The 23,702-nt window shown below is 57.5% G+C and carries 25 protein-coding genes and 1 other RNA gene; 15 read left to right on the plus strand and 11 right to left on the minus strand.

The window, feature by feature from the left end; genetic code table 11:
• Positions 1–9 precede the first annotated feature (9 nt).
• Positions 10–984, minus strand: a complete 975-nt coding sequence (locus tag NP603_RS00970; RefSeq protein ID WP_256609047.1) for an amidoligase family protein — start codon at positions 982–984, stop codon at positions 10–12.
• A gap of 245 nt (positions 985–1,229) precedes the next feature.
• On the opposite strand from NP603_RS00970, the gene NP603_RS00975 reads away from it, so the two are divergent.
• From NP603_RS00975 to NP603_RS01000, 6 genes are all read left to right on the plus strand, one after another.
• A complete protein-coding gene (locus NP603_RS00975) occupies positions 1,230–2,630 on the plus strand; it encodes a hypothetical protein (protein ID WP_256609048.1) in 1,401 nt (466 codons plus the stop codon).
• Positions 2,631–2,655: 25 nt separating this feature from the next.
• Positions 2,656–3,831: a glycosyltransferase gene (locus tag NP603_RS00980; protein ID WP_256609049.1), complete on the plus strand. Its 1,176-nt coding sequence runs from the start codon at positions 2,656–2,658 to the stop codon at positions 3,829–3,831.
• Positions 3,832–4,132: 301 nt separating this feature from the next.
• A complete protein-coding gene (locus NP603_RS00985) occupies positions 4,133–4,564 on the plus strand; it encodes a winged helix-turn-helix domain-containing protein (protein ID WP_256609050.1) in 432 nt (143 codons plus the stop codon).
• Between the two features lie 37 nt (positions 4,565–4,601).
• Complete coding sequence (locus NP603_RS00990; RefSeq protein WP_256609051.1) at positions 4,602–5,351, plus strand: methylenetetrahydrofolate reductase; 750 nt, start codon at positions 4,602–4,604, stop codon at positions 5,349–5,351.
• A gap of 86 nt (positions 5,352–5,437) precedes the next feature.
• Positions 5,438–6,205: an exodeoxyribonuclease III gene (locus NP603_RS00995; protein ID WP_256609052.1), complete on the plus strand. Its 768-nt coding sequence runs from the start codon at positions 5,438–5,440 to the stop codon at positions 6,203–6,205.
• Entirely contained in the window at positions 6,202–6,807 is a 606-nt protein-coding gene (locus NP603_RS01000; RefSeq protein WP_504137581.1) for a uracil-DNA glycosylase family protein, read from the plus strand. The genes NP603_RS00995 and NP603_RS01000 overlap by 4 nt, the downstream gene beginning before the upstream one ends.
• Here the strand turns inward: NP603_RS01000 and leuA are convergent.
• Positions 6,788–8,452, minus strand: a complete 1,665-nt coding sequence (gene leuA, locus NP603_RS01005; protein WP_256609053.1) for a 2-isopropylmalate synthase — start codon at positions 8,450–8,452, stop codon at positions 6,788–6,790. The two genes, NP603_RS01000 and leuA, sit on opposite strands and share 20 nt — an antisense overlap.
• 159 nt (positions 8,453–8,611) lie before the next feature.
• Here leuA and NP603_RS01010 point away from each other — a divergent pair, with 159 nt between their 5' ends.
• Positions 8,612–9,085, plus strand: coding sequence for an Lrp/AsnC family transcriptional regulator (locus tag NP603_RS01010; protein ID WP_256609054.1), 474 nt, complete (start codon positions 8,612–8,614; stop codon positions 9,083–9,085).
• A 20-nt stretch (positions 9,086–9,105) separates the two neighbouring features.
• Here NP603_RS01010 and NP603_RS01015 read toward each other — a convergent pair whose 3' ends face one another.
• Both NP603_RS01015 and trpE read right to left on the minus strand, forming a co-directional pair.
• The gene (locus NP603_RS01015; protein ID WP_256609055.1) at positions 9,106–9,696 is read right to left on the minus strand and encodes an anthranilate synthase component II; all 591 of its coding nucleotides are present in this window, start codon (positions 9,694–9,696) and stop codon (positions 9,106–9,108) included.
• Entirely contained in the window at positions 9,693–11,177 is a 1,485-nt protein-coding gene (gene trpE / locus NP603_RS01020) for an anthranilate synthase component I (protein ID WP_256609056.1), read from the minus strand. Before trpE ends, NP603_RS01015 begins: the two co-directional genes overlap by 4 nt.
• 151 nt (positions 11,178–11,328) lie before the next feature.
• Between trpE and NP603_RS01025 the strand changes: the two genes are divergently transcribed.
• Both NP603_RS01025 and NP603_RS01030 read left to right on the plus strand, forming a co-directional pair.
• Complete coding sequence (locus tag NP603_RS01025; RefSeq protein ID WP_256609057.1) at positions 11,329–12,204, plus strand: fumarylacetoacetate hydrolase family protein; 876 nt, start codon at positions 11,329–11,331, stop codon at positions 12,202–12,204.
• 72 nt (positions 12,205–12,276) lie between these two features.
• Positions 12,277–12,738: a hypothetical protein gene (locus tag NP603_RS01030; protein WP_256609058.1), complete on the plus strand. Its 462-nt coding sequence runs from the start codon at positions 12,277–12,279 to the stop codon at positions 12,736–12,738.
• Positions 12,739–12,751: 13 nt separating this feature from the next.
• On the opposite strand, the gene NP603_RS01035 is transcribed toward NP603_RS01030, so the two are convergent.
• Positions 12,752–14,635, minus strand: coding sequence for a potassium transporter Kup (locus tag NP603_RS01035; RefSeq protein ID WP_256609059.1), 1,884 nt, complete (start codon positions 14,633–14,635; stop codon positions 12,752–12,754).
• Between the two features lie 358 nt (positions 14,636–14,993).
• Between NP603_RS01035 and NP603_RS01040 the strand changes: the two genes are divergently transcribed.
• The 3 genes from NP603_RS01040 to NP603_RS01050 are packed head-to-tail and all read left to right on the plus strand — an operon-like array spanning position 14,994 to position 16,752.
• Entirely contained in the window at positions 14,994–15,650 is a 657-nt protein-coding gene (locus tag NP603_RS01040) for an energy transducer TonB (RefSeq protein ID WP_256609060.1), read from the plus strand.
• 18 nt (positions 15,651–15,668) lie between these two features.
• Positions 15,669–16,337: a MotA/TolQ/ExbB proton channel family protein gene (locus NP603_RS01045; protein WP_256609061.1), complete on the plus strand. Its 669-nt coding sequence runs from the start codon at positions 15,669–15,671 to the stop codon at positions 16,335–16,337.
• 4 nt (positions 16,338–16,341) lie between these two features.
• Positions 16,342–16,752, plus strand: coding sequence for an ExbD/TolR family protein (locus tag NP603_RS01050; protein ID WP_256609062.1), 411 nt, complete (start codon positions 16,342–16,344; stop codon positions 16,750–16,752).
• Between the two features lie 63 nt (positions 16,753–16,815).
• Here the strand turns inward: NP603_RS01050 and rimK are convergent, their stop codons facing one another.
• The 5 genes from rimK to rnpB all read right to left on the minus strand — a co-directional run bounded on the left by rimK (position 16,816) and on the right by rnpB (position 19,957).
• Positions 16,816–17,706, minus strand: coding sequence for a 30S ribosomal protein S6--L-glutamate ligase (gene rimK / locus NP603_RS01055; protein WP_140914328.1), 891 nt, complete (start codon positions 17,704–17,706; stop codon positions 16,816–16,818).
• Between the two features lie 18 nt (positions 17,707–17,724).
• Positions 17,725–18,399, minus strand: coding sequence for an acireductone synthase (gene mtnC, locus NP603_RS01060; protein ID WP_256609063.1), 675 nt, complete (start codon positions 18,397–18,399; stop codon positions 17,725–17,727).
• Entirely contained in the window at positions 18,396–18,953 is a 558-nt protein-coding gene (locus NP603_RS01065; RefSeq protein WP_256609064.1) for a 1,2-dihydroxy-3-keto-5-methylthiopentene dioxygenase, read from the minus strand. The genes mtnC and NP603_RS01065 overlap by 4 nt, the downstream gene beginning before the upstream one ends.
• Entirely contained in the window at positions 18,950–19,573 is a 624-nt protein-coding gene (locus NP603_RS01070; RefSeq protein ID WP_256609065.1) for a methylthioribulose 1-phosphate dehydratase, read from the minus strand. Before NP603_RS01070 ends, NP603_RS01065 begins: the two co-directional genes overlap by 4 nt.
• 33 nt (positions 19,574–19,606) lie before the next feature.
• Positions 19,607–19,957, minus strand: an RNA gene (gene rnpB / locus NP603_RS01075) — RNase P RNA component class A.
• Positions 19,958–20,192: 235 nt separating this feature from the next.
• Here rnpB and NP603_RS01080 point away from each other — a divergent pair.
• Positions 20,193–20,624: a DUF2721 domain-containing protein gene (locus NP603_RS01080; RefSeq protein ID WP_256609066.1), complete on the plus strand. Its 432-nt coding sequence runs from the start codon at positions 20,193–20,195 to the stop codon at positions 20,622–20,624.
• A 77-nt stretch (positions 20,625–20,701) separates the two neighbouring features.
• On the opposite strand, the gene NP603_RS01085 is transcribed toward NP603_RS01080, so the two are convergent.
• Entirely contained in the window at positions 20,702–21,652 is a 951-nt protein-coding gene (locus NP603_RS01085) for a dienelactone hydrolase family protein (RefSeq protein WP_256609067.1), read from the minus strand.
• Positions 21,653–22,028: 376 nt separating this feature from the next.
• On the opposite strand from NP603_RS01085, the gene NP603_RS01090 reads away from it, so the two are divergent.
• Together NP603_RS01090 and NP603_RS01095 are read left to right on the plus strand one after the other, a co-directional pair.
• A complete protein-coding gene (locus NP603_RS01090) occupies positions 22,029–22,547 on the plus strand; it encodes a hypothetical protein (RefSeq protein ID WP_256609068.1) in 519 nt (172 codons plus the stop codon).
• Positions 22,548–23,035: 488 nt separating this feature from the next.
• Positions 23,036–23,692: a VPLPA-CTERM sorting domain-containing protein gene (locus tag NP603_RS01095; protein WP_256609069.1), complete on the plus strand. Its 657-nt coding sequence runs from the start codon at positions 23,036–23,038 to the stop codon at positions 23,690–23,692.
• The last annotated feature ends 10 nt before the right edge of the window (positions 23,693–23,702 follow it).

Genomic DNA, 23,702 nt, shown 5'->3' on the forward strand with positions numbered 1-23,702 from the left:
CCGGCCTGGTTATAGCGCATCGAGATGCTGGCTGACGAATGCCGACAGGCAGGCATAGTCGGCGCTTGGCTGCGGATCGCCGAGCAGCCATTCCAGAAAATAACGGTAATCGGCGCCGGTACGGCGATCCGCCCGTTTTATCCAATGAGCGATGCCGGCGGCGAACTCCAGATTTTTCAAGATGTCCTCCCAGCGGTCGGAACCGTTGAACAGGCGCAGTTCGACCGTCGCCGCCGGATTGCAATTCAACACCCGGTAGCGGTCGTACTCCCCGCTCAACGCCTGTTTGATGCCGACCGCTTCGCTACGCGCCCAATGGCCGAGCGGACGCTGGGCGATGGTGGCCAAAAACCGGCGATTGGTCGGCTGGCTGCAGAAGTAAACCAGGCTGGCCAGTTCGGCGGCGCTAAAAAACGCCTTCGATAGATGTACGTGCATACCGGTCTGGCCGGCACAGCAAAAGCGGTGGGTTTGCCTGATCCGGTTCCAGGCCGGCAGCGCCTGCACCCACGCCGCCCGGTGGTAGTTTAGCGTCGCCGGGTGGCTGACCAATTCGAATCCGTAGCGGATGCTGCGGTCTTTCTTGGCGTAGCAATAAGGCAGTATCTGCAAACAAGCGCCAGCCAGGGCCGGCAGATCGCAACTGCGGTCCTCGAGGTTCAGTTCCAGTTCCAATCCCAAGAACAGCTTGGAGCCGGTGCCGAAAAATACCGGCTCCGGCTTGTAGCCGTAGGCGTGTATCGGCAAGGCCGCGCGCCGGCATGGCGTGCAACTGTTTTCGTCCAGCTCCGATAACAGGGTCCAGGCATTGCAATCGACGCACAACCCAAAAGAGTCCGAGCATGCGTCGCAAACGGCCAAATCCGCCAACATCAGCCGGTCTTCCCAGGCAAAAAATTGGCCGCAACGGCCGCATGCGAATGTGGCTGGTTCGCAGCCGCGGTTGACGTTACCGCGGCCGGGTTCTGTATCGGCAGACTTCATAATTCGGCGATCCGACAGTTAACGCGGCTTTTCCGGCTATGGTTGACAGGATTGTAACTATTCAGCATCCGCCAAAACACAGGTGGTTTACGCGCTCTCCAGCGGGAGACGAGCTGTAGTGCTGCGCGCTGAGTAATTACACTAGCTTTTACTATTTCTCAAAATCTATAAGATAGTTTCAAAACTCCGGCAGTCCAACAACCTCCCGGCCGCCTTCCCCTAACCCGCTCAAACCAGGAACAGCCATGATCAGCAAGACGTTGCGACGAGCCATCCTAGAATTTTGCAACCGTTATAGCACACCCATTTTATTTGCCCGCCTCGAGGCAACGGCCGCCGGCTCGCGCCTGGCGTTCGGCGTTGCCGGCGCCGATGCGGCGGCACGGCTGCGGGCGGTGGCCGAGTTGGCGTTCGCAGACGCATTTGCCGGGCTGGACGTCGTCGATGTGTCCTCCGCCGAGCGCGGGCAGAGCCTGGAGCACTTGCTCGGCCAGGGCGGCGAATGGATTTTCGATCCGACCCTGGCTCTGCGCCGGGCCGAAGCGGCGGTGGCGGCCGCGAATATGTTGCGGCTGGAAGGGTGGGCAGGCCGGATCAGTTTCCAGCCCAAGCAGCGCACTTTCTACCTGACCGATACGGAAGGCGCAGATTGGTGCAACCGGTTCCAGGCGCTGCTGGCTGCAGAAGCCGGCCGCCTTGAAGTGGAGTTCGTCCAGCTGCCGCAGGTTCGGCCGGCCGCCCCTGGTGTCGGTGCGCTGGCCGTGGACCGCATATCCTGCCGGCAAGCGCTATCTACGCCTAGCGGTCGCTATGCCGGATTCCGCTACCGCCTGAAACCGCTGATAGCCGCGATTTTGGGCTTGGGTTTTCTGAATATGGCCCATCCGGCCGCGGCCGAACCGGCGGTTTCCGAATTGAACGGCAAATTGGGCGCCAACGGCAGCAGTTTCGACGGCAAAGGCAGCGGTATCGGTTTCGGTAGCGTTACCGCGCCGCTAGGCCACTCCTTTGGCCTGCAACTCGACGCCGGTGCCGGCTCTATCGACAGCAACGCCTATTGGGGCACCGGCGCCCATTTGTTCTGGCGCGACCCCAGCGTGGGCTTGCTGGGCTTGACCTACGGCTACCAACGCTGGAACGATTTCGATTTCGGCTTTTTACACAATAACAATACCGCGGTCGTGGCGGATGCGTTCATGCATCGGGCCGGATTGGAAGGCGAGTGGTATTTGTCTCGCTTCACCTTGAGCGGGCGCGGCGGCTATCAGGACGGCACGGTTCACAGCGACGGCTACGGCCAACTCAAATTGAAGTATTACGCCACCGACGATTTGGCCGTGCACGCCACGGCCGACCATTTCGGCGGGCAGAATCTGATCCGCGGCGGCGTGGAATATCGGCCGAACCTGGAAGTGCTGTCCGGCCTGTCGCTATTTGCCGAAGGCGGTTATGGCAGCCAAGACTACGGCATGGGCCAGGCCGGCATCCGCCTCTATTTCGGCAAGCCGACCACATTGATCGGCCGCGATCGCCGGTCCGACCCGGATTCGCTGATTCCCGACGATGCCAATGCCTTGGTGCAGCAAATCAAAAACATGCGCCGCGGCCAGCCTTATGTGGTATCGACCGCCACAATCGTTAAATAATAGTTAAACCGGTTGCGGCGCCGACGTGACTCGCCCGCGCGCGCTGTTGGTCAACGAAATGGGCGGCGGCGTTGAGTACGCCGAACGCCTCTGTCTGATCGCGCGCCATTTGGCCGATGCCGGATTCCATTGCCGGTTGGCACTGCCGCAACCGTTGGCGGCCCATTACCGGCGGTTCTTCCCGACCATAGCCTGGCCGCGGCTCAACAGCGTCGCCCCGTTCAGTGCCGAACGGGCTGCATGCTATATCGATTTGCTGGCCAGCGTCGGATTCGCGTCGCCGCTCAATTTAACCCGAATGCTGAACGCGGCGGACCGGCGTTTGGCCGCCTGCGCTCCGGACTTGGTCGTCGCCGATTTCGCCCCGCTGGCGCAATTGGCGGCGCGCGGGCGTTTACCGGTCGTATGCCTGGGTAGCGGCTATACGCTGCCGCCGCTCGATTGCGCCGACTTGCCGCCGTTTCGAGACGATTTGGAACCGATGGTCGACCCCGCCGAATTATTGGCCGCGCTAGCCGAAGCGCTCGATTCGCGCAGCGGCGGCCGGCCGGCTTCGATCGCCGCGGCGTTTGCGGTCCGGGCCGATATCGTCTGTTGCCATCGAGAACTGGATATCTATTCCCGCTACCGGCGAAATGCCGTGGCCGGACCGTTGCCAGGCGGCCGGCCGGCGGCGCTGCCCGCACAGGCGGCGATCTTTGCCCGGCTGGCGCCGGACCATCCCGATTTGGAGCGTATCCTGCAATGTTTGGCGGCGGCGGGGGTGCCGTGCCGGATTCACGTTCCCAATGCGGCACCGATCCTGGCGGCAGCGGCAGCGGGGACGGCGGTTACGGTTAGCGGCGGCCCCTGCGATTTGGTCGACGAGCTAAACCGCTGCAGCCTGGTGCTGCATGGCGGTGACATCGACGTAGCCGATGCGGCGCTAGCGGCGGGACGGCCGCAGCTATTGCTGCCGCTCTATGTCGAACAAGCCCTGGTCACCGACCAACTCGCGGAATTGGGCATTGCGGTTCGGATCGATATGCAAGCGAGCGCTGCCGATATCGTACAAACCCTACGCCGCTCCGTCGCCAATGCCAGCTTGGCCGCCGTGGCCCAATCCTTGGCCTTGCGCCTGGCGCAACGCAACCTCAAACCGGCGTTGGACTTGATCGTCGAACAGGCCGTCGGTGCAATCAATCCCGCCCTGGAACCTTGAGCCGCCGGATCCAGCGAGAGCTTAACTGGAGCCCTGTTTACCGAATTTGGCCCCGGCGACGCTGCATCGGCCGGAATCGGGGCTTTGCGCGGCCGGTAATGCGGTTTTGACTGAAGCAAACCGGACTGTCCCGCGTTCCGCCGCCAGAACACCGTCGCCCCTCGGACAACGACGCGTCGAATCAATAGGTACTTATGGGTCGGGATGGCCGAATACTGCCTTGCGGCAGATAGAATTTAGAATTAAAGCGGTTGGCGATGTATCATGCCAACCCTTAGTCGTTTTCGTCCGTTGCCAAGCTATGAATCCTACCAAGACCGACGCCGATAGCCTACTGCCGCAGTTAAAGATCACGCTGCGCCTGTTGCACAACCAGGAAATCGCGATGGGGCCGGGCAAGGCGGAATTGCTGGCGGCCATTCAAAAAACCGGTTCGATCATGGCGGCCGGCAAGACCATGAATATGAGCTACCGCCGGGCCTGGCTGTTGGTGGACGTGATGAACCGCAGTTTTGCCGAACCGTTGGTGCATGCCGCCAAAGGCGGCCGCCACGGCGGCGGCACGGTATTGACGCCGATGGGTGAACGGGTTCTGGAGCAGTATTTGAAGATGGTCGATGCGGTTAACCATTCCGCGAACGCCTATCTGCCGCTGTTCTCGGGCCTGATGGCCGCAAAACAGGACGCCGTTTCGCACCAGACGGAAATCTCGGAACAGCGAAGCGCCGGTTGAGCTTCGGATAAACAGACCAATCATTCCTACGAGTTGCATGAACATTTCTTTCGAAATCGTCCCCCGAAGCCTGGAAGCTTTTGACGAACAATACGCCTTTGTGCAAACCCTGAATAGCGGCATCAACATCATCAACGTGCCGGACATCCAGCGCTTCGATACCCGCAGTTGGCAATTGGCAAGCCGGGTCGATCGCAGCCGTTTCCGCTTCATCCCGCATTTTCGGGCCATTGACTTCAAAATCGACGGCGGCGAATTGTTCCGCATCATCGAAGACTACGGCCTGGACAGCGTGTTGCTGGTAACCGGCGATCCGCCGGAGGGCTTGAAACGGGCTTTCTACAATACCGACGTGGTCGATTTGATCCGGGCCGTGCGCCGCCGCTTTCCAGAGCTAAATATTTACGCCGGTTTCGATCCGCATCGCCAGGGTTTGCAGGACGAGTGCGACTATATCTGGCGCAAGGCCGATGCCGGCGCCACCGGTTTTTTCTCGCAACCGTTTTACGATCCGCGCATGGTCGAGATTTATGCCGAGCATATGCATGGGCTGGAAACCTATATCGGCATCAGTCCGATCACGACTCAGGCCTCGCAGAATTATTGGGAAGTGAAAAATCGGGTCAAATTTCCGAAAAATTTCCGTCCGGATTACGACTGGAACGTCGAGTTCGCCAACAATCTGATCGCGACGGCCGCCGAGACCGGTTTGCACGTCTATTTCATGCCGATCCGGATCGATTTGGGTAAATATTTCCAAAGAATCAATATCGGCACGACTAAGTGACGCCAACCTCCGGCCGGCCGCACTATGCCGTTGCGACCGGCAACGCTTAGAATAGCCCGGTCTTCAACCGCATCCCGACTACCGCAATGAAAATCGTCTCCTGGAACGTCAACGGCATCCGCGCCGTACAAGGCAAAGGTTTTGCCGAAACCCTGGCTCGAATCGACGCCGACTGCGTATTGTTGCAAGAAACCAAGGCTCAGGAAGACCAGGTGGCGCAGGCGCTGAACGGCATCGACGGTTACCATGTCCACGCCAACTCGGCCGAGCGCAAGGGTTATTCCGGCGTCGCGCTGCTGTGCCGGCAGGAGCCGTTGCAAATTCTGCGCGACATCGGCCAAACCGACCACGATCTGGAAGGCCGGGTGATCGCCGCCGAATACGAAGGGTTTTACTTGGTGAACGTGTATGTGCCGAATTCCGGCGACGGCCTGTCCCGGCTGGATTACCGGCAGACCTGGGACCAGGCCTTCGGCGATTATCTGGCCGATCTGCAAAGCCGCAAACCGGTGATCGTCGGCGGCGATTTCAACGTCGCCCATCAAGCCATCGACATCGCCCGGCCCAAGGCCAATTACAATAAATCGGCCGGCTACACTCAGGTGGAGATCGACGGCTTTAGCGGCATCTTGGCGCGCGGTTTGGTTGATAGCTTCCGCCATTTCCACCCTGACCAAGTGGCTTACAGTTGGTGGAGTTTCCGCGCCAACGCCCGCGAGAAAAACATCGGCTGGCGGATCGATTATCTGCTGGCCAGCGAAAGTTTGGTCCCCAGCATCCAAAGCGCCTTCATCCTGCCGGAGATTACCGGCTCGGACCACTGTCCGGTCGGCATCGACATTCAAATCGCTTGAGCACGCTGCACCAGCATCGGGCCGCCTTGCTGGCCTGCCGGCGTTGTCCGGACATGGTCGGTCCGGTGGTGTGCGGCCAGCCGGTCAGGTCGCAGGTGCTGCTAATCGGCCAGGCGCCGGGCGGCAAGGAAGGCCAATTCGGCAAGCCGTTCGCCTGGACGGCCGGCAAGACACTGTTCGGCTGGTTCGCCCGATTGGGTCTAAACGAAGAACCATTTCGGCAACGGGTGTACATGGCGGCGGTGTGCCGCTGTTTCCCCGGCAAGCAGGCCGGCGGCGGCGACCGGGTGCCGAACCCTGCCGAAATCGAAAACTGCTCGGCGTGGCTGCGCGCCGAAATCGAGATATTGCAACCGCAACTGATCATCCCGGTCGGCAAGCTGGCGATCCAGCAATGGCTGAAGGCCGACAAACTCAGCGAGGTGATCGGCAAGCAATTTCGGATCGATGTCTACGGCCACGCTGCCGACCTGATCCCGCTGCCGCACCCGTCCGGCGCCTCGACTTGGCACCGCACCGAGCCGGGCATTAGCCTACTGGCCGAGGCCCTGGCCGCAATCGAACGCCATCCGGCCTGGCAAACTATTCGGCCGAGCGATTGACGCCGCTGATCAGCGCCTTGATCGACGCCGTCAGCAAATTATCGTCGATGCCGACGCCGTAACGCGGCGGCTGGCCATCCGGCCCGGCCAATTCGACGAAGGCGCAGGCGCGGGCATCGCCGCCGTGGCGGCTGGGACCGAGCGAGCGTTCTTCGTAATTGCGGATGGTCACAGCATAATCCAGCACCGCCAACGCGGCGACCGCCGCATCCAGCGGACCATTGCCGTCGCCGGCCACACAGCGCGTTGCGCCGTGCCATTGCAGTTCCAATTCGATCCGTTGGTTACCATCGATTTCGGCTAAACGGTGGCCAAGGTAACGGAGCGGCCCAGCATCCGTCAAATAAGTCGCGTTGAACAAGCGCCAGATTTGCGCATGGCCGATCTCGCCGCCGCCGGCGTCGGCCTGTTGCTGCACCACTTGAGCGAATTCGACCTGCAAGCGGCGCGGCAGGACGATGCCGTAATGGCTTTCCAACAAATGGGCGATGCCGCCCTTGCCGGATTGACTGTTGACCCGGATCACCGCATCGTAACCGCGGCCGACATCGGCCGGATCGAACGGCAGATAAGGCACGTTCCACAAGCCGCCCGCAGTTTGCGCGGCAAAGCCTTTCTTGATCGCATCCTGGTGCGAGCCGGAGAATGCGGTGAACACCAAATCGCCGGCATAAGGCTGGCGCGGCGGTACGCTCAAGCCGGTGCAGGCTTCGAAACTGCGCGCGACCGCGTCGATGTCGGAAAAATCCAGACCCGGCGCGATGCCCTGGGTGTACAAATTCAAGGCCAACGTGACCAGATCGACGTTGCCGGTGCGTTCGCCGTTGCCGAACAAACAGCCTTCGACCCGCTCGGCGCCGGCCATCAACGCCAGTTCGGCGGCAGCCACCGCAGTGCCGCGGTCGTTGTGCGGATGCACGCTCAACACCACGCTGTCGCGGCGGGCGATGCGGCGATGCATCCATTCGATCTGGTCGGCGTAGACGTTCGGCGTCGCGTGTTCCACCGACGACGGCAGGTTCAAAATGAGCTTGTTTTCCGGCGTCGCGCCCCAGGCTTCGACAACGGCGTCGGCCACTTCCAGCGCGTAATCCAGTTCGGTGGCGGTGAAGGTTTCCAGGCTGTATTGCAACTGCCAGTCGGTAGCGGGTTGCACGGCGGTCAATTCCTTGACCAAGCGCACCGCGTCGACCGCCATCGCCAGCACTTGGGCCTTGCTCATGCCCAGCACCAGCTCGCGGAACGGTTGCGAGGTGGCGTTGACGATATGCACGATCGCGCTGCGGGCGCCGCGCAAGCTTTCTACAGTGCGGCGTAACAACGGGGCGCGGGCATGGCTCAGCACTTCTATCGTCACGTCGTCGGGAACCCGCTGTTCGCTGATCAATTGGCGGACGAAGTCGAAATCGGTTTGCGAGGCGGACGGAAACGCCACTTCGATTTGCTTGAAGCCGATGCCGCACAAGGTTTCGAACAAGCTGAGTTTACGTGCCGCGTTCATCGGCTCGAACAAGGCCTGGTTGCCGTCGCGCAAATCGGTGCTCATCCAGATCGGGGCGTGAGCTATGGCCCGGTTCGGCCACTGCCGATCCGGCAACGCCAGCGGCGGAAACGGCCGGTATTTCACGGAAGGGTTGGCTAGCATGGTCGGTCTCCTGTATTCGAGTTGGCGATACGATACGCCGAACCGGCAGACAGGCGATTGCGTTTATAGCGAAGATTGGCGGTAGAATTAAATTAATATTGCCAAAAAATGTCTTTTTAATTAAATTTATTGCCTTGATCAATGCGATATAGGCAATTTATGGAACTTGACCGCTACGATCGGCAAATTTTGACCGTGCTGCAAGCCGACGGCCGGATCAGCAATCAGGAACTGGCCGACCGCATCGGCCTGTCGCCGTCGCCTTGTCTGCGCCGGGTACGGGTGCTGGAGGAAGCCGGCCTGATCGTCGGCTACCGGGCGCTATTGGATGCCAAGGCTTTGGGTTTGAGTCTGACCGCGTTGGTGCAGATTTCGATGGATCGGCACACGCCGGAGCGCTTTGCCGCTTTCGAGGCAGCCGTCGCCGAGATCCCGGAGGTGATGGAGTGTCTGTTGATTACCGGCCAGGCCGCCGATTACCAGCTCAAGGTCGCGGTCAAGGATCTGGACGCTTACCAGGAGTTGCTGCTAAAACGCATCACCGGCATTCCCGGCGTCAGCGGCGTGCATTCCAGCTTTGTACTGAGAAGAGTCGTCGATAAGACTGCGTTTGCGGTGGCCGCGGCCGGATAAAACGGCCGCGGCGAGGTTCTTCAGCGCTGCAGAAAATTCCTGAGCATGTCGTGGCCGTGCTCGGTCAGGATCGATTCGGGGTGGAACTGCACGCCCTCGATGTCCAGGGTTTTATGGCGCACCCCCATGATTTCGTCGATGTTGCCGGCTGCGTCCTGAGTCCAGGCGGTGATTTCCAGGCAATCGGGAATGGTCGCCTGTTCGATGACCAGCGAATGGTAGCGGGTCGCGGTGAACGGATTGCTCAGGCCTTTGAATACGCCGACATCGTTGTGGTAAACCGGCGACACCTTGCCGTGCATGATCTGCTTGGCGTGGATGATGTTGCCGCCGAAAGCGTAGCCTATGCTTTGGTGGCCGAGGCAGACGCCCAGAATCGGGTATTTGCCGGCGTAGCGGTGGATGGTGTCCACGGAAATGCCGGCTTCCTTGGGCGTGCAAGGGCCGGGGGAAATGACGATCTTGTCCGGACGCAAACCCTCAATGTCCTCCACCGTGACTTCGTCGTTGCGCACCACCACCACGTCGGCGCCGAGTTCGCCGAAATATTGCACCAGGTTGTAGGTGAACGAATCGTAGTTGTCGACCATCACCAATCTGACGCCGCTCATGCTTTGCCTCCGAGGCCGGCTTCGGCCATGCTGACGGCACGGAATACCGCGCGTCCCTTGTTCATTGTTTCATCCCATTCGTTGCGCGGGATCGAATCGTAGACGATGCCGGCGCCGGCTTGAATGTGTAAAGTTTGGTCCTTGATCACGGCGGTACGGATCGCGATCGCGGTATCGAGATTGCCGGACCAGGAAATGTAACCGACCGCGCCGGAATAGATGCCGCGCTTGACCGGCTCCAGTTCGTCGATGATTTCCATCGCCCTGATTTTCGGCGCGCCGCTGACGGTGCCGGCCGGAAAGGTCGCCGCCAACACGTCGAACGCGTTCTTGCCGTCCTGCAATTCGCCGGTGACGTTGGAAACGATGTGCATCACGTGCGAGTAGCGCTCGACGATCATCTTGTCGGTGAGTTTGACGCTGCCGATTTTGGCGACGCGGCCGGTATCGTTGCGGCCCAGGTCGATCAGCATCAAGTGTTCGGCAATTTCTTTCGGATCGGCCAGCAGTTCTTTTTCCAGCTCCAGATCCTGCTCGTGGGTTTCGCCGCGGCGGCGGGTGCCAGCGATCGGCCTGACCGTGACTTCGTTGTCTTCCAGCCGTACCAGAATCTCCGGCGACGAGCCGACCACGTGCAAATCGCCCAGGTTCATGAAAAACATGTACGGCGACGGGTTCAGGCAACGCAGTGCCCGATACAAATCCAGCGGCGCGGCATTAAACGGAATCGACATGCGCTGCGACAACACCACCTGCATGCAGTCGCCGTCGGTGATGTATTGTTTGACTTTCAGTACCGCGTCTTCGAAGCCCTGCTGGGTAAAACCGGACACGAAATCGGCTTCCTGTACCTGTTTACCGGCGCCATGCGGTTGCGGGTGGGCGTGCGGCTTGCGCAATTTTTCCACCAGCCGATCCAACCGGGCCTTGGCGTTGTGATGGGCATTGTCCTGGGCCGGATCGGCATGGGTCAGCAGCAGCATCTTGCCGGACAGGTTGTCGAACACCAGCAAATCCTGCGACACCATCAACAGGATATCCGGCGCGCCAATCGGATCGGGTTTGCCGCTGGGTTGCAGGCGCGGCTCGATGTAACCGATGGTTTCGTAGCCGAAATAACCGACCAGGCCGCCGTTGAAGCGCGGCAAGCCGGGCACATCCGGCACCTTGTATTGCTGGCGGAATTCTTCTATCCACTGCAACGGTTGCTGGTGCTGGAACACCTGGGTCTCGGCACCGTCGTTTTCGACGGTTATGTTATGACCGCTGATTTTGATCCGGGTATGACAGGGCAGACCGATGATCGAATAGCGCCCCCATTGTTCGCCGCCGTGTACCGATTCGAACAGATAAGAATACGCGCCGTCGGCCAGCTTGAGATAAGCGCTGAGCGGCGTGTCCAGGTCGGCTAAAACTTCGCGCCAGACCGGGATGCGGTTATAGCCTTGTTGGGCGTAGTCGGCAAATTGGGCGGGTGTCATCGGTGGAACTCAAAATGGGGCGGCCGGGCCGCGAACAATCAAGCGGCGATTGTACCCCACAACGCGCCGAGCGGCGAACGCCAACGCCCGCTTGCCGCCAATTTGCGGCCGATCGGCTAGAATGCCCGCTTTTTGGAACTGAGCGGACTATATGAAATTGGCGACTTTTCTGGACAACGGCGTGCGCAAAATCGGCGCGGTGGTGGGCGATGCGGTGGTGGCCGCCGGCGCGGAGGCGCCGAACGACATGCCGGCGTTTTTGGCGGCGGGCGACTCGGCACGGCAGGCGTTGCAAGCCTTGATCGATGCCGATGCGCCGCGCATCGCGCTGACGGATGTGACGCTGTTGGCGCCGATCCCGCGCCCGGGCAAATTGCTGGGCGTAGGTTTGAATTATGCTGACCACATCGGCGAAACCGGCTTGGAAAAACCGGAATACCCGACGTTTTTCACCAAACAAAGCACCTGCGTCATCGGGCCCGGCGCGGCGATCCATATCCCGCCAATCTCGGATAAAGTCGATTACGAAGGCGAGTTGGCCATCGTCATCGGCCAGCGTTGTAAAAACGTCAGCGTCGAGAATGCCCGCTCCGTGATTGCCGGATATACGATCTGCAACGATGTGACGGCGCGCGACTGGCAGGCGCGGACGCCGACCTGGACCCTGGGTAAATCCTTCGACACCCACGGCCCGCTGGGTCCCTGGCTGATTACCGCCGACGAAATCGCCGACCCGCATAATCTGACACTGAAAACCTGGGTGGATGGCGAATTGCGCCAAAACGCCAATACCGGCGAGATGATTTTCAATTGTTACGAATTGATCGCCTATCTAAGCCAGGTCATGACCTTGGAGCCGGGCGATGTGATCAGCACCGGCACCCCGGCCGGCGTCGGCGTGAAGATGAAACCGCGCGGTTATTTGCAGCCGGGTCAAACCGTGCGCATCGAAATCGAGGGGATTGGCACGCTGAGCAATCCGGTGATTGCCGAACCGGCCGATTTTTTGGTGCAGCCCGGAGTTTAAGCGCCGATTAAGTCTGCCTCGATATGCTGTAGCCAACTTAATCCAAGAGGGCCACAAAGCCAAGAGGCAGCCATGAAAACCTTGAAAGTCGCCGTTTTTTCGACCGTCGCCATCATCCTGTCGGGTTGTGCGACGGGCTACTACCAACGTGGCTATTCGGGTTACGGCAACGGCTATTATTCGTCGCCGGCCTATTCGCGCAGTTACGGCAGCAGTAGCTATTACAGCCCCGGCACCAGCATCACTTACGGCCGCTACTACTTGCCGCAAGGCCGGATTCACGATCACCATGACCACCACGACTGGCGTAGGCCGAACTTCGACCGCCACGACGACCGTCGCGGCGATTGGCGTGGCCGCGCACCGGATCATGATCGGGACGATCACCAGTCAGATCGGTCTGCGTGGCGAGGATATTCTTTGATGGCGCGGCCGGAACCGGCCGAAGCCGGCGGCCGCAGGGATTGGCGCGAGCGCGGCGGTGATGGCGACGGTCGTCGGTCGGGCGGATGGCGCGGACGTCGCGATCAATAATCCGCAGCTAAGGCTACAACTCGATCCGAATACCCAGTTCGATGACCCGGTCGACCGGGATTTTGAAGTATTCGATCGCGCTGCTGGAATTGTGAGTCAGGAAACTGAACAGCGAGCGTCGCCATTTCGGCATCGGACTTTTGCGCCGGAATGACAGCCGCTCGCTACCGATAAAAAACGATACGGTTTTCTGGTTGATATCCAGGCCTTCATGGCAACAAAGCTGCAGCGCACGGCGGACGTCCTGTTCCTCCTGAAAGCCGAAATACAATTTGACCCGGTAAAAGTTGCCGCTGTCGCCAAACGAACGGATTTTGACCCGTTGCGCTTCCTCCACGTAGGGCTCCTCGCGGGTGACAATGGTCAATACAATCACCTTCTCGTGAATCACGTGGTTATGTTCCAGATTGTGCAGCAAAACCTGCGGCACACCATGAACGCTACGCGCCATATAAATCGCGGTACCGGGCACGGTAGCCAGCGGTTTGTCGCGCAAGCGTTCCTCCAAGTCTTCGAACAGCACCCGGCGTTCGTCCAAGTAGCGAGCCAACAGTTGTTTACCTTTGATCCAGGTGGTCATCACCAAAAACAATACGGTGCCCACCACTAGCGGCAACCAGCCGCCGTGCGGAATTTTCAGGCTGTTGGATGAGAGGAACAGCAAGTCGATGATCAGGAACGTCGATAGAAACAGAATGCTGGTGGGCTTGTTCCATTGCCACAAGCCCTGGATTACGATGAACGCCAATATCGTGTCGACGATCATGGTGCCGGTTACGGCGATGCCGTAAGCGGAAGCGAGTGCGGACGAGGATTTAAAGCTCAGTACCAAAATGAACACCGACACCATCAACAGCCAGTTGATGGTCGGCACGAACACCTGGCCCATTTCGTCGCCGGAAGTATGGCGGATGTTCATGCGTGGGCAATAGCCCAGCAGGATGGCTTGGCGGGTCACAGAAAAAGCCCCGGAAATCACGGCTTGCGAAGCGATTACGGTCGACAGGGTGGCCAAAACCAGCAGCGGGTAAGATGCCCACTGCGGCGCCATCAGGAAGAACGGATTTTCCACCGCTTTCGGATTGCCGATCAACAAGGCGCCCTGGCCCAGATAGTTCAACAACAGCGCCGGGAATACGAAGCCGAACCAGGCGTAGCGGATCGGTTTCAAACCGAAATGGCCCATGTCGGCATACAGCGCCTCGGCTCCGGTAATCGCCAACACCACCGCGCCCATGATCACGAAGCCCTTCCAGCCGATTTCGAGCAGCAGATTCACGGCGTAATAAGGGTTGATCGCCATCAGCACATCCGGATGCTGGAAGATGTTGAAGACTCCGAGCAGAGCCAAGACGGTAAACCAAACGCACATCACCGGCGCAAACATGCGTCCGACCCGACCCGTGCCTTTGGCCTGGATGATGAATAACACTGCCAGCACCAGGATCGTTATCGGCGTAACGAAATGCTCCAGCCTGGGCGCGACGATCTGCAAACCCTCGACGGCACTCAGCACCGAAATGGCCGGCGTTATCATGCTGTCGCCGTAAAACAATGCCGCTCCGAGCAAACCGATCGTGATGATGAACAGTTTCCGCTCCGCGTTGTCTTTTGCGCCGTGCAAGGCCAGCGCCATCAGCGCCATAATCCCGCCCTCGCCCTTGTTGTCGGCGCGCATGATGAAGATGGCGTATTTGGTCGTCACGACCAGCGTGATGGCCCAGAAAATCAGCGACAACACGCCCAGTACGTGAACCGTATCGGTCGGTAACCCGCCGTGAAAAACCTCTTTTACGGCATACAACGGGCTGGTGCCGATGTCGCCGAACACGACGCCGATAGCGCTAAACGCCAACGCAGCGATTTGCTCCTTGGTCTGGGATTGTTTTGCGGACATAGAAAAAATCGGAAAGATAGGGGACGGGCGCGAAAATTATGCCACAGATCGCGATTTTGCCGCCAACGGCAAAGGATGGAAGTGGGGATTTAACGCGCTAAAACGTCTTAATCTATATTCGGCCTCGTCTGCCGCCCGAGTTGCGGCTGACGGGAGGGGAAGTAATAACATACAATGTATGATTAAAAACCAATCGCGCATATTTTTGTATTGAACAGCTTATATGTTTTTATTTAAAAACCACGAAGATGCTTTGCCGGAAAATCACTTGGTAACCTTCGGCGGTGCGGGGCAAACAAGGGAGCGCGGTCAACATTGGTTTTGGCGGAGCCTGTTCGGCGAAGAACGGCCTGCCAGCATGCTACGGCTGCTAGCGGTTTTGGTTGGGTTGTTGCATATCTGGGGCTTGCAGCAACTGTTGCAACCCGAAGAAAAACTAACCGAAGCCCAACCGCTGGTCATGGAAGTGTCGATGATAGCGATGTCGGCCCCGAAACCCAGTGTCGCGCCGCCGCCGCCCGCCCCACCACCGCCAGAGAAGAAGCCACCGCCGAAAAAACCGCAACCGAAACCGGTTCCGAAAAAAGCTCCGCCACCGATTGTGCAAAAGGCGCCGGAATTTGCGCCGGTGGAAGCTCCGGCCGAACCACAGCCGGCTCCGGTTACTGCGCCGAGCGCGCCCAGTGCCCCGGCCACGAGCGCAAGCAGCGTGCCGACTCACGCCGAACAGTTTACCGAAGCCAACTTCCGCGCCAACTATGCGCACAATCCGAAACCGGAGTATCCGATGATCGCGAAGAGCCGCGGCTGGCAGGGTAAGGTGCTGCTAAAGGTCCAAGTTTCCGCGGAGGGCCTGAGCGATGCGGTCGCGGTGGATCAGAGTAGCGGCCATGAAATACTGGACGAATCGGCGGTGGAGGCCGTCAAAAAATGGAAATTTATTCCGGCCAAGCGCGGTGAAACGCCGGTGGCCAGTTCGGTGATCGTGCCAATCATTTTTACACTACGTGAATAATAAAACTCGGAGAGAGTAATGCCTTACCATATAGCCCCAGAAGCTGTTATCGACGCCACCCTTTATACGCTGGTGTTGTTTTCGCTGATAACCTGGACTCTGATTCTGTTTAAAATTTGGCAATTCGCCAAAAATAACTACTACAACAAAAAGTACAACGCCGCTTTTTGGGACTCGGTCGATTTGAAAGCCGCAGAGCAACTGCCCGCCGAGACCGCGCGCGGCCCGAAAGCTCGCATCGCCCAATGCGGTTTCGCCTGGTTGGCGGAAATGAGCCACCCGGAAACCTGCGCCAGCCTGAAGTTTCGCGGTTCGCCGCAGGATTTGCTGGAGCAGACCCTGCGCAAACAAACCCAGGACGAGCAGCGCCGGATGGAAAGCGGCCTGACCATGCTCGCCAGCATCGGCAGTACGGCGCCGTTCGTCGGCTTATTCGGTACGGTATTGGGCATCATGCACGCGATGCACGACATCAGCGCCAGCGGTTCCGCCAGTCTGGACGTCGTGGCCGGCCCGATCGGCGACGCCTTGATCGCTACCGCCATCGGTATCGCGGTAGCGGTTCCGGCGGTCTTGGCCTACAATTTTTTCCTGAGGCGCGCCAAGCACCATCGGGCGTCGCTGGAAAATTTCGTGGACGGCTTTCTGCATATCGCCTTTGGCGACAACGGTAAAAACAAGGAGTAGATAAATGGGATTTAAAACGAATTCGGACGACGACGAGGCGGTCAGCGAAATAAACGTTACGCCGTTAGTCGATGTGATGTTGGTGCTGGTCATCATCCTGTTGGTAACCGCGCCTCTGCTAACCCAGTCCGTGAATGTGGCGCTGCCGAAAACGGCCTCCACCACGCCGGACACCGAAAAACAGCCGATGCAATTGGGTATCGATGCCCAAGGCGCGGTGACGCTGAACAAGAATCCGGTGGCCGATCTGGCGGCGCTGGACACCACGCTGAAAAGCGAACTGGCCGCCAACCCCGAACTGATCATCCATATCTACGCCGACCAGGGCGTCAACTACGGCAAAGTGGCGGAAGTGATGGCCACCGTGCAACACGCCGGCATCTCGAAGCTGGCTTTCGTCACGCTGGAACAATAGCAGGCTGATTCCGAGCCCGGCAAAACCGGGCTCTTTTTTGCAAGGTCCAATTAATCGGTGGTTTCAGGCCGACTTGGCCTTTCCGGCGTTTTTCTCGATGTATTCGATCATCAAGCCGGCAATATCCTTGCCACTGGTCTTTTCGATACCTTCCAGCCCCGGCGACGAATTGACTTCCATCACCAGAGGGCCGCGTTTGGAGCGCAGTAAATCGACACCGCACACGTCCAAGCCCATGATTTTCGCCGCTTGAACCGCTGCGGCGCGTTCTGCCGGCGCCAGCCTGATCAGTGTTGCGGTGCCGCCGCGATGCAAATTCGAGCGGAATTCGCCTTCGCGGCCTTGGCGTTTCATGGCCGCGACCACTTTGTCGCCGATCACGAAACAGCGAATGTCGCTGCCGGCCGCCTCCTGAACGAACTCCTGCACCATGATGTTGGCGTTCAAGCCCATGAAAGCCTGAATCACGCTATGTGCCGCGTTGTGAGTTTCCGCGAGTACCACACCTATGCCTTGCGAGCCCTCCACCAGTTTGATCACCAACGGCGCGCCGCCGACTTCGGCGATGAGATCTTCGATGTTGTCGGGATTATGCGCAAACGCAGTGATCGGCAAATCGATGCCTTTGCGAGCCAGCAATTGGCTGGAGGCCATTTTGTCGCGGGAGCGGCTGATCGCCGCCGACTTGTTCAAGGTATAGACGCCCATTACCTCGAACTGCCTTAACACCGCCGTGCCGTAAAAGGTAATCGACGCGCCGATACGCGGGATCACCGCGTCATAACCCAGCAAATCCTCGCCCATGTAATGAATCGACGGCTTCATCGACGTGATGTTCATGTAGCAATGGGTCGGATCGAATATGCGCGCGTCATGGCCGCGCGCTTTGGCGGCCTCCATCAGCCGCACGCTGGAATACAGCGCCGGGTCGCGCGACAGGATGGCGATTTTCATAGGCCGTGCGGAGCCGGATCAGAACCGTATCGCATCGAAATCGGCCACTTGCGGATGGTCGGCGGCGGCATCCGCCGCTTGTTCGCGTACCAGCCAGCGGGTAGCAAAGCCGGCGGCCCGCGCTGCATCCAGCTCTTCTTTGATATCGGACAGAAATAGAATCCGCGCAGCGGGCAATGCGAGTTCGTCGGCTATTTTCCGATAAGACTCGGCTTCGCGTTTGCCGCCGATGCGGGTGTCGAAATAGCCGGAGAATAACGGCGTCAAATCGCCGAAATCGCTGTAACCGAACAACAATTTCTGCGCCTGCACCGAGCCGGACGAATAAACGTACAGTTTCAAGCCGCGCTCCTGCCAAGCCCGCAAATTGCGCACCGCATCCGGGTAAACGTGGCCGGTAAAGTCGCCGTTTTGATAACCGTCCAACCAGATCAAGCCTTGCAGGGATTTAAGCGGCGTGATTTTCTGGTCGGCATCGATCCAAGCAATAAATTGTTCGATCAATGCCGCTTGTTCGAGTTGGCCTCCCGCGAGCCGATTGGCATCGTCCAGTAAGGCTTTTACCTCGGGATCGGCACAGTGCTCGGCGACGAAAGCGGGCAGGTGTTGGCGGGCGTAAGGGAACAGTACGTCCTTGACGAACGACAGCGACGACGTGGTGCCTTCGATGTCGGTAACGATGGCTTCGATCATAATGCAGCGAGGTATTGGTCCAGCGTCGGGAAGCTATCTGCGATTTTATCGCCGGTAAAATCCGCTACCCAGCCGTCTTCGGTCGTGAACAGGCGGATGCATTTGAAAGCCGGATTTTCCCCCATATCGAACCAATGCTTGGTGTCGGCGGGTACGCTGATCAAATCGCCCTGCTCGCACAGCACGGCGTGGACTTGGTCGCCAACGTGCAGGTAAAACAAGCCTTTGCCTTCGACAAAGAAGCGCACTTCGAAGTCGCTGTGGGTATGCTCGGCCAGAAATTTTTGCCGTAACGCATCTTTGTTCGGATGCTCGGCGTTCAGGCTGATCACATCGACCGATTGAAAACCGTATTGCTGCTTCAATTTGTCGATCGAACTCCGGTAAGCCGCCAGCACCGCGTCGACATCCGCATCGGCGACAAAGGTTTGCTCGGCCTGCCAGCGCTCGAATTGCACGCCCAGTCCGCTCAGTTGGCCGGCAATCGCGTCAAAATCGCGCCAGGTTTGGCCTTGGCCGGGTTGGTTGGCGGGATAAGTAGTCAATGCGCTCATAAGCGTTTTACTCCATGCAGACGAATTTCAATATCGAACAAAAACTCCAGGGCTTCCAGATGCCGCAACGCGTCGTCAACCGAAGCGCCCCAAGTGTAAAAACCGTGGCCGGCGATGATGTAACCGTGAATGTCGCCGTGTGCGTCCAAGTATTGCTCAACCTTGGCCGCCAGACGAGGAATATCCTGATCGTTGGCGAAAATCGGCACAACGATGCGGCTTTCGTGGGTATCGATGCCGGGCAAAGCCTTCAATAGTTCGTAATCTTCCAGGACGATTTCGTCTTGAAACAGCCGGGCGGTCAACGTGGCGTTGACCGAATGCGGATGCAACACGGCTTGCACATCAGGGTAACGCTGATAAATCGAGGTGTGCAGCAAGGTCTCGGCCGACGGCTTCTTGCCGTCCAGCGAGCGGCCACAGTTATCGATCAGCATGATGTCGTCGGCTTGCAAGCGGCCTTTGTGCCGACCGGAAACCGTAATCGCAATATTGCCGTCCGCCAATCGCGCCGAAAAATTACCGCTGGTGGCCGGCACCCAGCCCTTGCTGTCGATGAAGCGGCCGGCGGCGATCAGTTGCTCGGCCTTCAGAAAAAATTCGTCGGATTTTAAGGTCATGGAGTCTTTGCGGAAGGCAAAAGAATAGGGGAATGGAAGAGTTGGCCTGTAAGCCGGGTTCTGTCGTGAACAGCCATTCATCTAGGCGCTTGGTCACCCAAGCGCTCAAGCAATCTACCCAGGAGCAGCGCGGGCCACGCCAATGCTCCTCTATTTGATCTTGCTCCGGGTGGGGTTTACCCTGCCACACCTGTTACCAGTTGCGCGGTGCGCTCTTACCGCACCATTTCACCCTTACCGGGTCCGATACGAACCAGGCGGTATATTTTCTGCGGCACTTTCCGTAGGCTCGCGCCTCCCAGGCATTACCTGGCACCCTGCCCTATGGAGCCCGGACTTTCCTCCCTCCCGCTTGCGCGGAACGGCGACTGTTCGGCCAACTCTGGCGGGGATTATACAGGCAACGCCGCGAAAAAGTTCGATGTCTAGTCAAAGCCATAGCCATTGGGATAAAAAACGACTAGCTGTTGACGCCTATTGAAATTGTCCGCTTACCTCCGGATTTCAATTGGCAGTAATGGAAGCTCATCGAGCCACCCCGGTTTTCTCGCAGGCTCCAACCTTTGATAGATAGCAATGAACGAGAAAACCACGAAGCACTATTCATCGGCAATTCGAGATGGACGCTTTAACCAACATCCCCACCGTGGCCCACGTGATTCAACAGGCGGTCGCACCGGTATTTCTGCTGACCGGGGTCGCCGGCATTCTCGGCGTGTTGACCAGCCGCCTGGGACGGGCGGTGGATCGGTTTAGAACCTTGAATATGCTGTTCGAAAACGGTGCCGACGAACACTATCCGGAAATGCGGATTTTGGCCCGGCGCGCCCACTGGATTCATTGGGCGATTAGTCTGTGTACGGTATGCGCTTTGTTGATCTGCCTGTCCATCGTCGCCCTGTTCGTCGGTACCGAAATCGCCGTCGATCCGTCTCCGGTGGTTTCGTTTCTATTCGTGGCTGCCATGCTGGCCTTGATCGGCGGCTTGCTGTGCTTTTTACGGGAGATCGCGCTGGCGACCGGAATGATTTCGGTGCCGGGGTCGAAATAATGGCTTAGGAAACGGTGCGCAACATTGCCCACCGTTCGCTTCGCCTAGCCGCAAACAAGCAGCCCCAAGCTTACCGACTAAAGCTTGCGTTTAAAAAAACGAACCGTTTTTTCGCGCGCGTCATAGGCCTTCTCCACATTCGGAATCATATTGACCGTACCGCCCCGGCCCAAATGCGAAAAATTGTCGGTGATCGCAATCGGCACCATTAATCGATCCCAAGCATGCGTGGCATCTGGGTAACTAACCACATCCACCAGCGCTTGTTCGTCGGCCGCAAGACCTGCTTTCAACGCCAGACAAGGCGCGGTGCTTTCGTCGTACTCGTCCAACTCGCCGATCTGGATCAGCACCGGCGCGCCGGTTAACGGATTCCCGTTCGGGCTACCGAAACTGAAATAAGGCAGTCGCGGATTGTTGTAGCCGTAACATAACGGATAGTTGGCGACGTGGGCTTTGAAATGCCGACCGCCACCATATTGTTGAGTAACCTGTTCGGTCGCGCTGGCCAGGGTCATGATGCCGCCCCAGGAAAAGCCCAAGACGCCGATCCTTTCCGGGTCGATCTCGGCTTGGTTGCTTAAAAACTCCAGCGCGGCAAAGGCATCGGGATAGGTCAGAATCGGTAAGGCCGGACGATTGGCGGCCGAGGCAACGCCGCGGGCTTCCCACATGTCGAGTTCCAGCGTGGCAATACCGGCCTGCTGCAGTTCGCTGGCATAGAAGTCGCCGCGCGCATCCACACCGGCGGAGCCATGTAAAATCACCACGGCCGGCAAACCGGCGTGCTTACCGCGGCAGTGTCTCTTTCCCGGCAACGACAACTTGGCTTTGACGGTTAACGCGCCTTGACTGACCACCCCACCCGGAACGCCCGGATTGAAAGCCAACTTTTCCGATTGAATCTCGACAAACTCGATTTTGGGCCGGCCTTGCGCGGCGCAATAGGCGCCGTCGTGAGCCTGAACGCCGGAAAATGCGCTCGATTGTAATATGCCTGCGAATAAGGCACCGCGGAATTTGCTCATAGTCGTTTCCTGTTCGGATGGAAGAATTAAACCCGGAATCGGCTTAACCGAATTCTAGGCACTGATCTAATGCGCTAGGAAGTATAGTCGCCGCGGAACATGCGAGTGGACTCGCCGAAATTCAATCGATATAAGGAATCGGACAATCTGTAGGCCGGAACAAGCCGAACGGTGTTTCCGGAAATTTAATGCCGGTCATGAACAGAATACAGTGCGAGAAATGCTACTACTACTAAGCTAGACCTGACCCTGTCTTCTGTTGGTTATTGCGCCTTACGGCCTTGTCCGCCAATGTTAAAAAACTGATGGCTGACAATCCAGATGCCGACGATGTAGGAAATGATATGGTGTTGAGAATGGCTTCATGAGTAGGATAATGAAAACGGTAAAGAATGTTTTTATATTGATAGTATGGCTTTTATTGGGTTTTAAATTATTCATCCCAGCCCAACCTTTTTTATGTAAGGTTTATAGTCATTTTGTAAATTTTCCTACGCTTAAGGATGCTACCGTCTACGAAGGCACTGTATCTGTAGAGGGCGAAGAGAAATGCAGAAGAAGCTCATGCTCACCGCCTACTTATTATGTAATCGATTCTTCTGGTAAACATGAAATTTATTGGGGTTTACCAGGCGACAGATATACACGTTTCCCAAAGAATGCGATACAAGGCGCGACAGGTAAATTTTGGTTTCATCCAATATTTGGTACGCTCCAAGAACAATTCATAACTCATAAAAACGAATTTAACAATCCAGATACTTGGGAGGGACAAAGCTTTTTTCATGGCATTGAGGAAAGCAAAAGCTTATTTGAAGAGCATTTTAAGTATAGAGAACACATTCTAATAGCAACTCCTTTTTTCATATTCCTCATTTTTTTTATAGAGCCATGAAAAAACTTTTTTTAACCTCTAAATCCACTTTGGAAGGATAAGTAAATGAGCATAGCTACAACAGATGACTATATAAAAGCAGCCGAAATTCTATTTAAAACATTTAGCACCCCTGGGGATGTTTTTGGCGGTGGCAGAAAGGGGGTCAGGTCTAGAAATATAGCTAAACCTTTCAAGGACGCTTAATTGCTAGACCTGACCCTGTTTTGCTTTCTAATCGGCTCTAACAGGTTGGTGAAAAACCATATTCTAGCCACTAATTCAACAGGAAGAGGCCTTTATTTAGTATCAAAGCCAACCTGGCGACACTAAATAAAGGCTCGATTAGTTATAAAAAAGAGTTTTTCACCAACCTGCTAAGGCCCTGGAACCGCAAATAAGCCAGCATTTGTCAATTACGCCATAGACCTATTTCACGATCATCGTCCGATGATAACATTAGCAGCCTATTATTTACTCAACTGATACTATTGGCTGTGGAGCCCCTAATGAAAAGACAAATAGCCTGCCTTGGCACACTAGTACCGGCTCTACTCGCTAGCGATGCAGAAGCTGCCGTCATGGATTTTAATGGCTTGACAATTTACCCTAGCAACGTTTCTGCCACGGTAAGCGCCCCTTATATCGAAGATGGTTTCAAACTCAGCACCCTGGCCGGCGTATCCTTCAATATGGGCGGAGGCACCATTTATTCGGTACAGCCTGCCCACCCTTACTGGACCGGTACGCCCAGCGTCTATTCTGGCGTGATCAGCGGTTACGGCAGCGCGTTTTCCCTGGAAAAACAGGATGGCGGTGTTTTCGATCTGATCAGCATAGATGCGGCGGCCTTCCAGAACCATCCTAATGCCTTGGCATTCAATGTCTATGGCTATCCGGCGAGCGGCGGCTCTGTGTACCAAAGCTTTACACTGGATACGAGTTTTACGACGCTGCAAACCCTGACCTTTAATACCAGCTTCAAAAACCTGAATAAAATCCTGTTCAGCTCGGTTTACGCTCAAGTCGACAATATTAACCTCAGCGTACCATCTACAATCGCGCCTACAACGGTGCCCTTGCCGGCCGCGGCGTGGAGCATGTTGCTTGGCTTGGCTGGGCTAGCCTTTGGATCGACAAGACGTTACAAATCTCAATCATTCTGACAAGCCGTAG

Source organism: Methylomonas aurea, assembly GCF_024505045.1.
Taxonomy (GTDB): Bacteria; Pseudomonadota; Gammaproteobacteria; order Methylococcales; family Methylomonadaceae; genus Methylomonas; species Methylomonas aurea.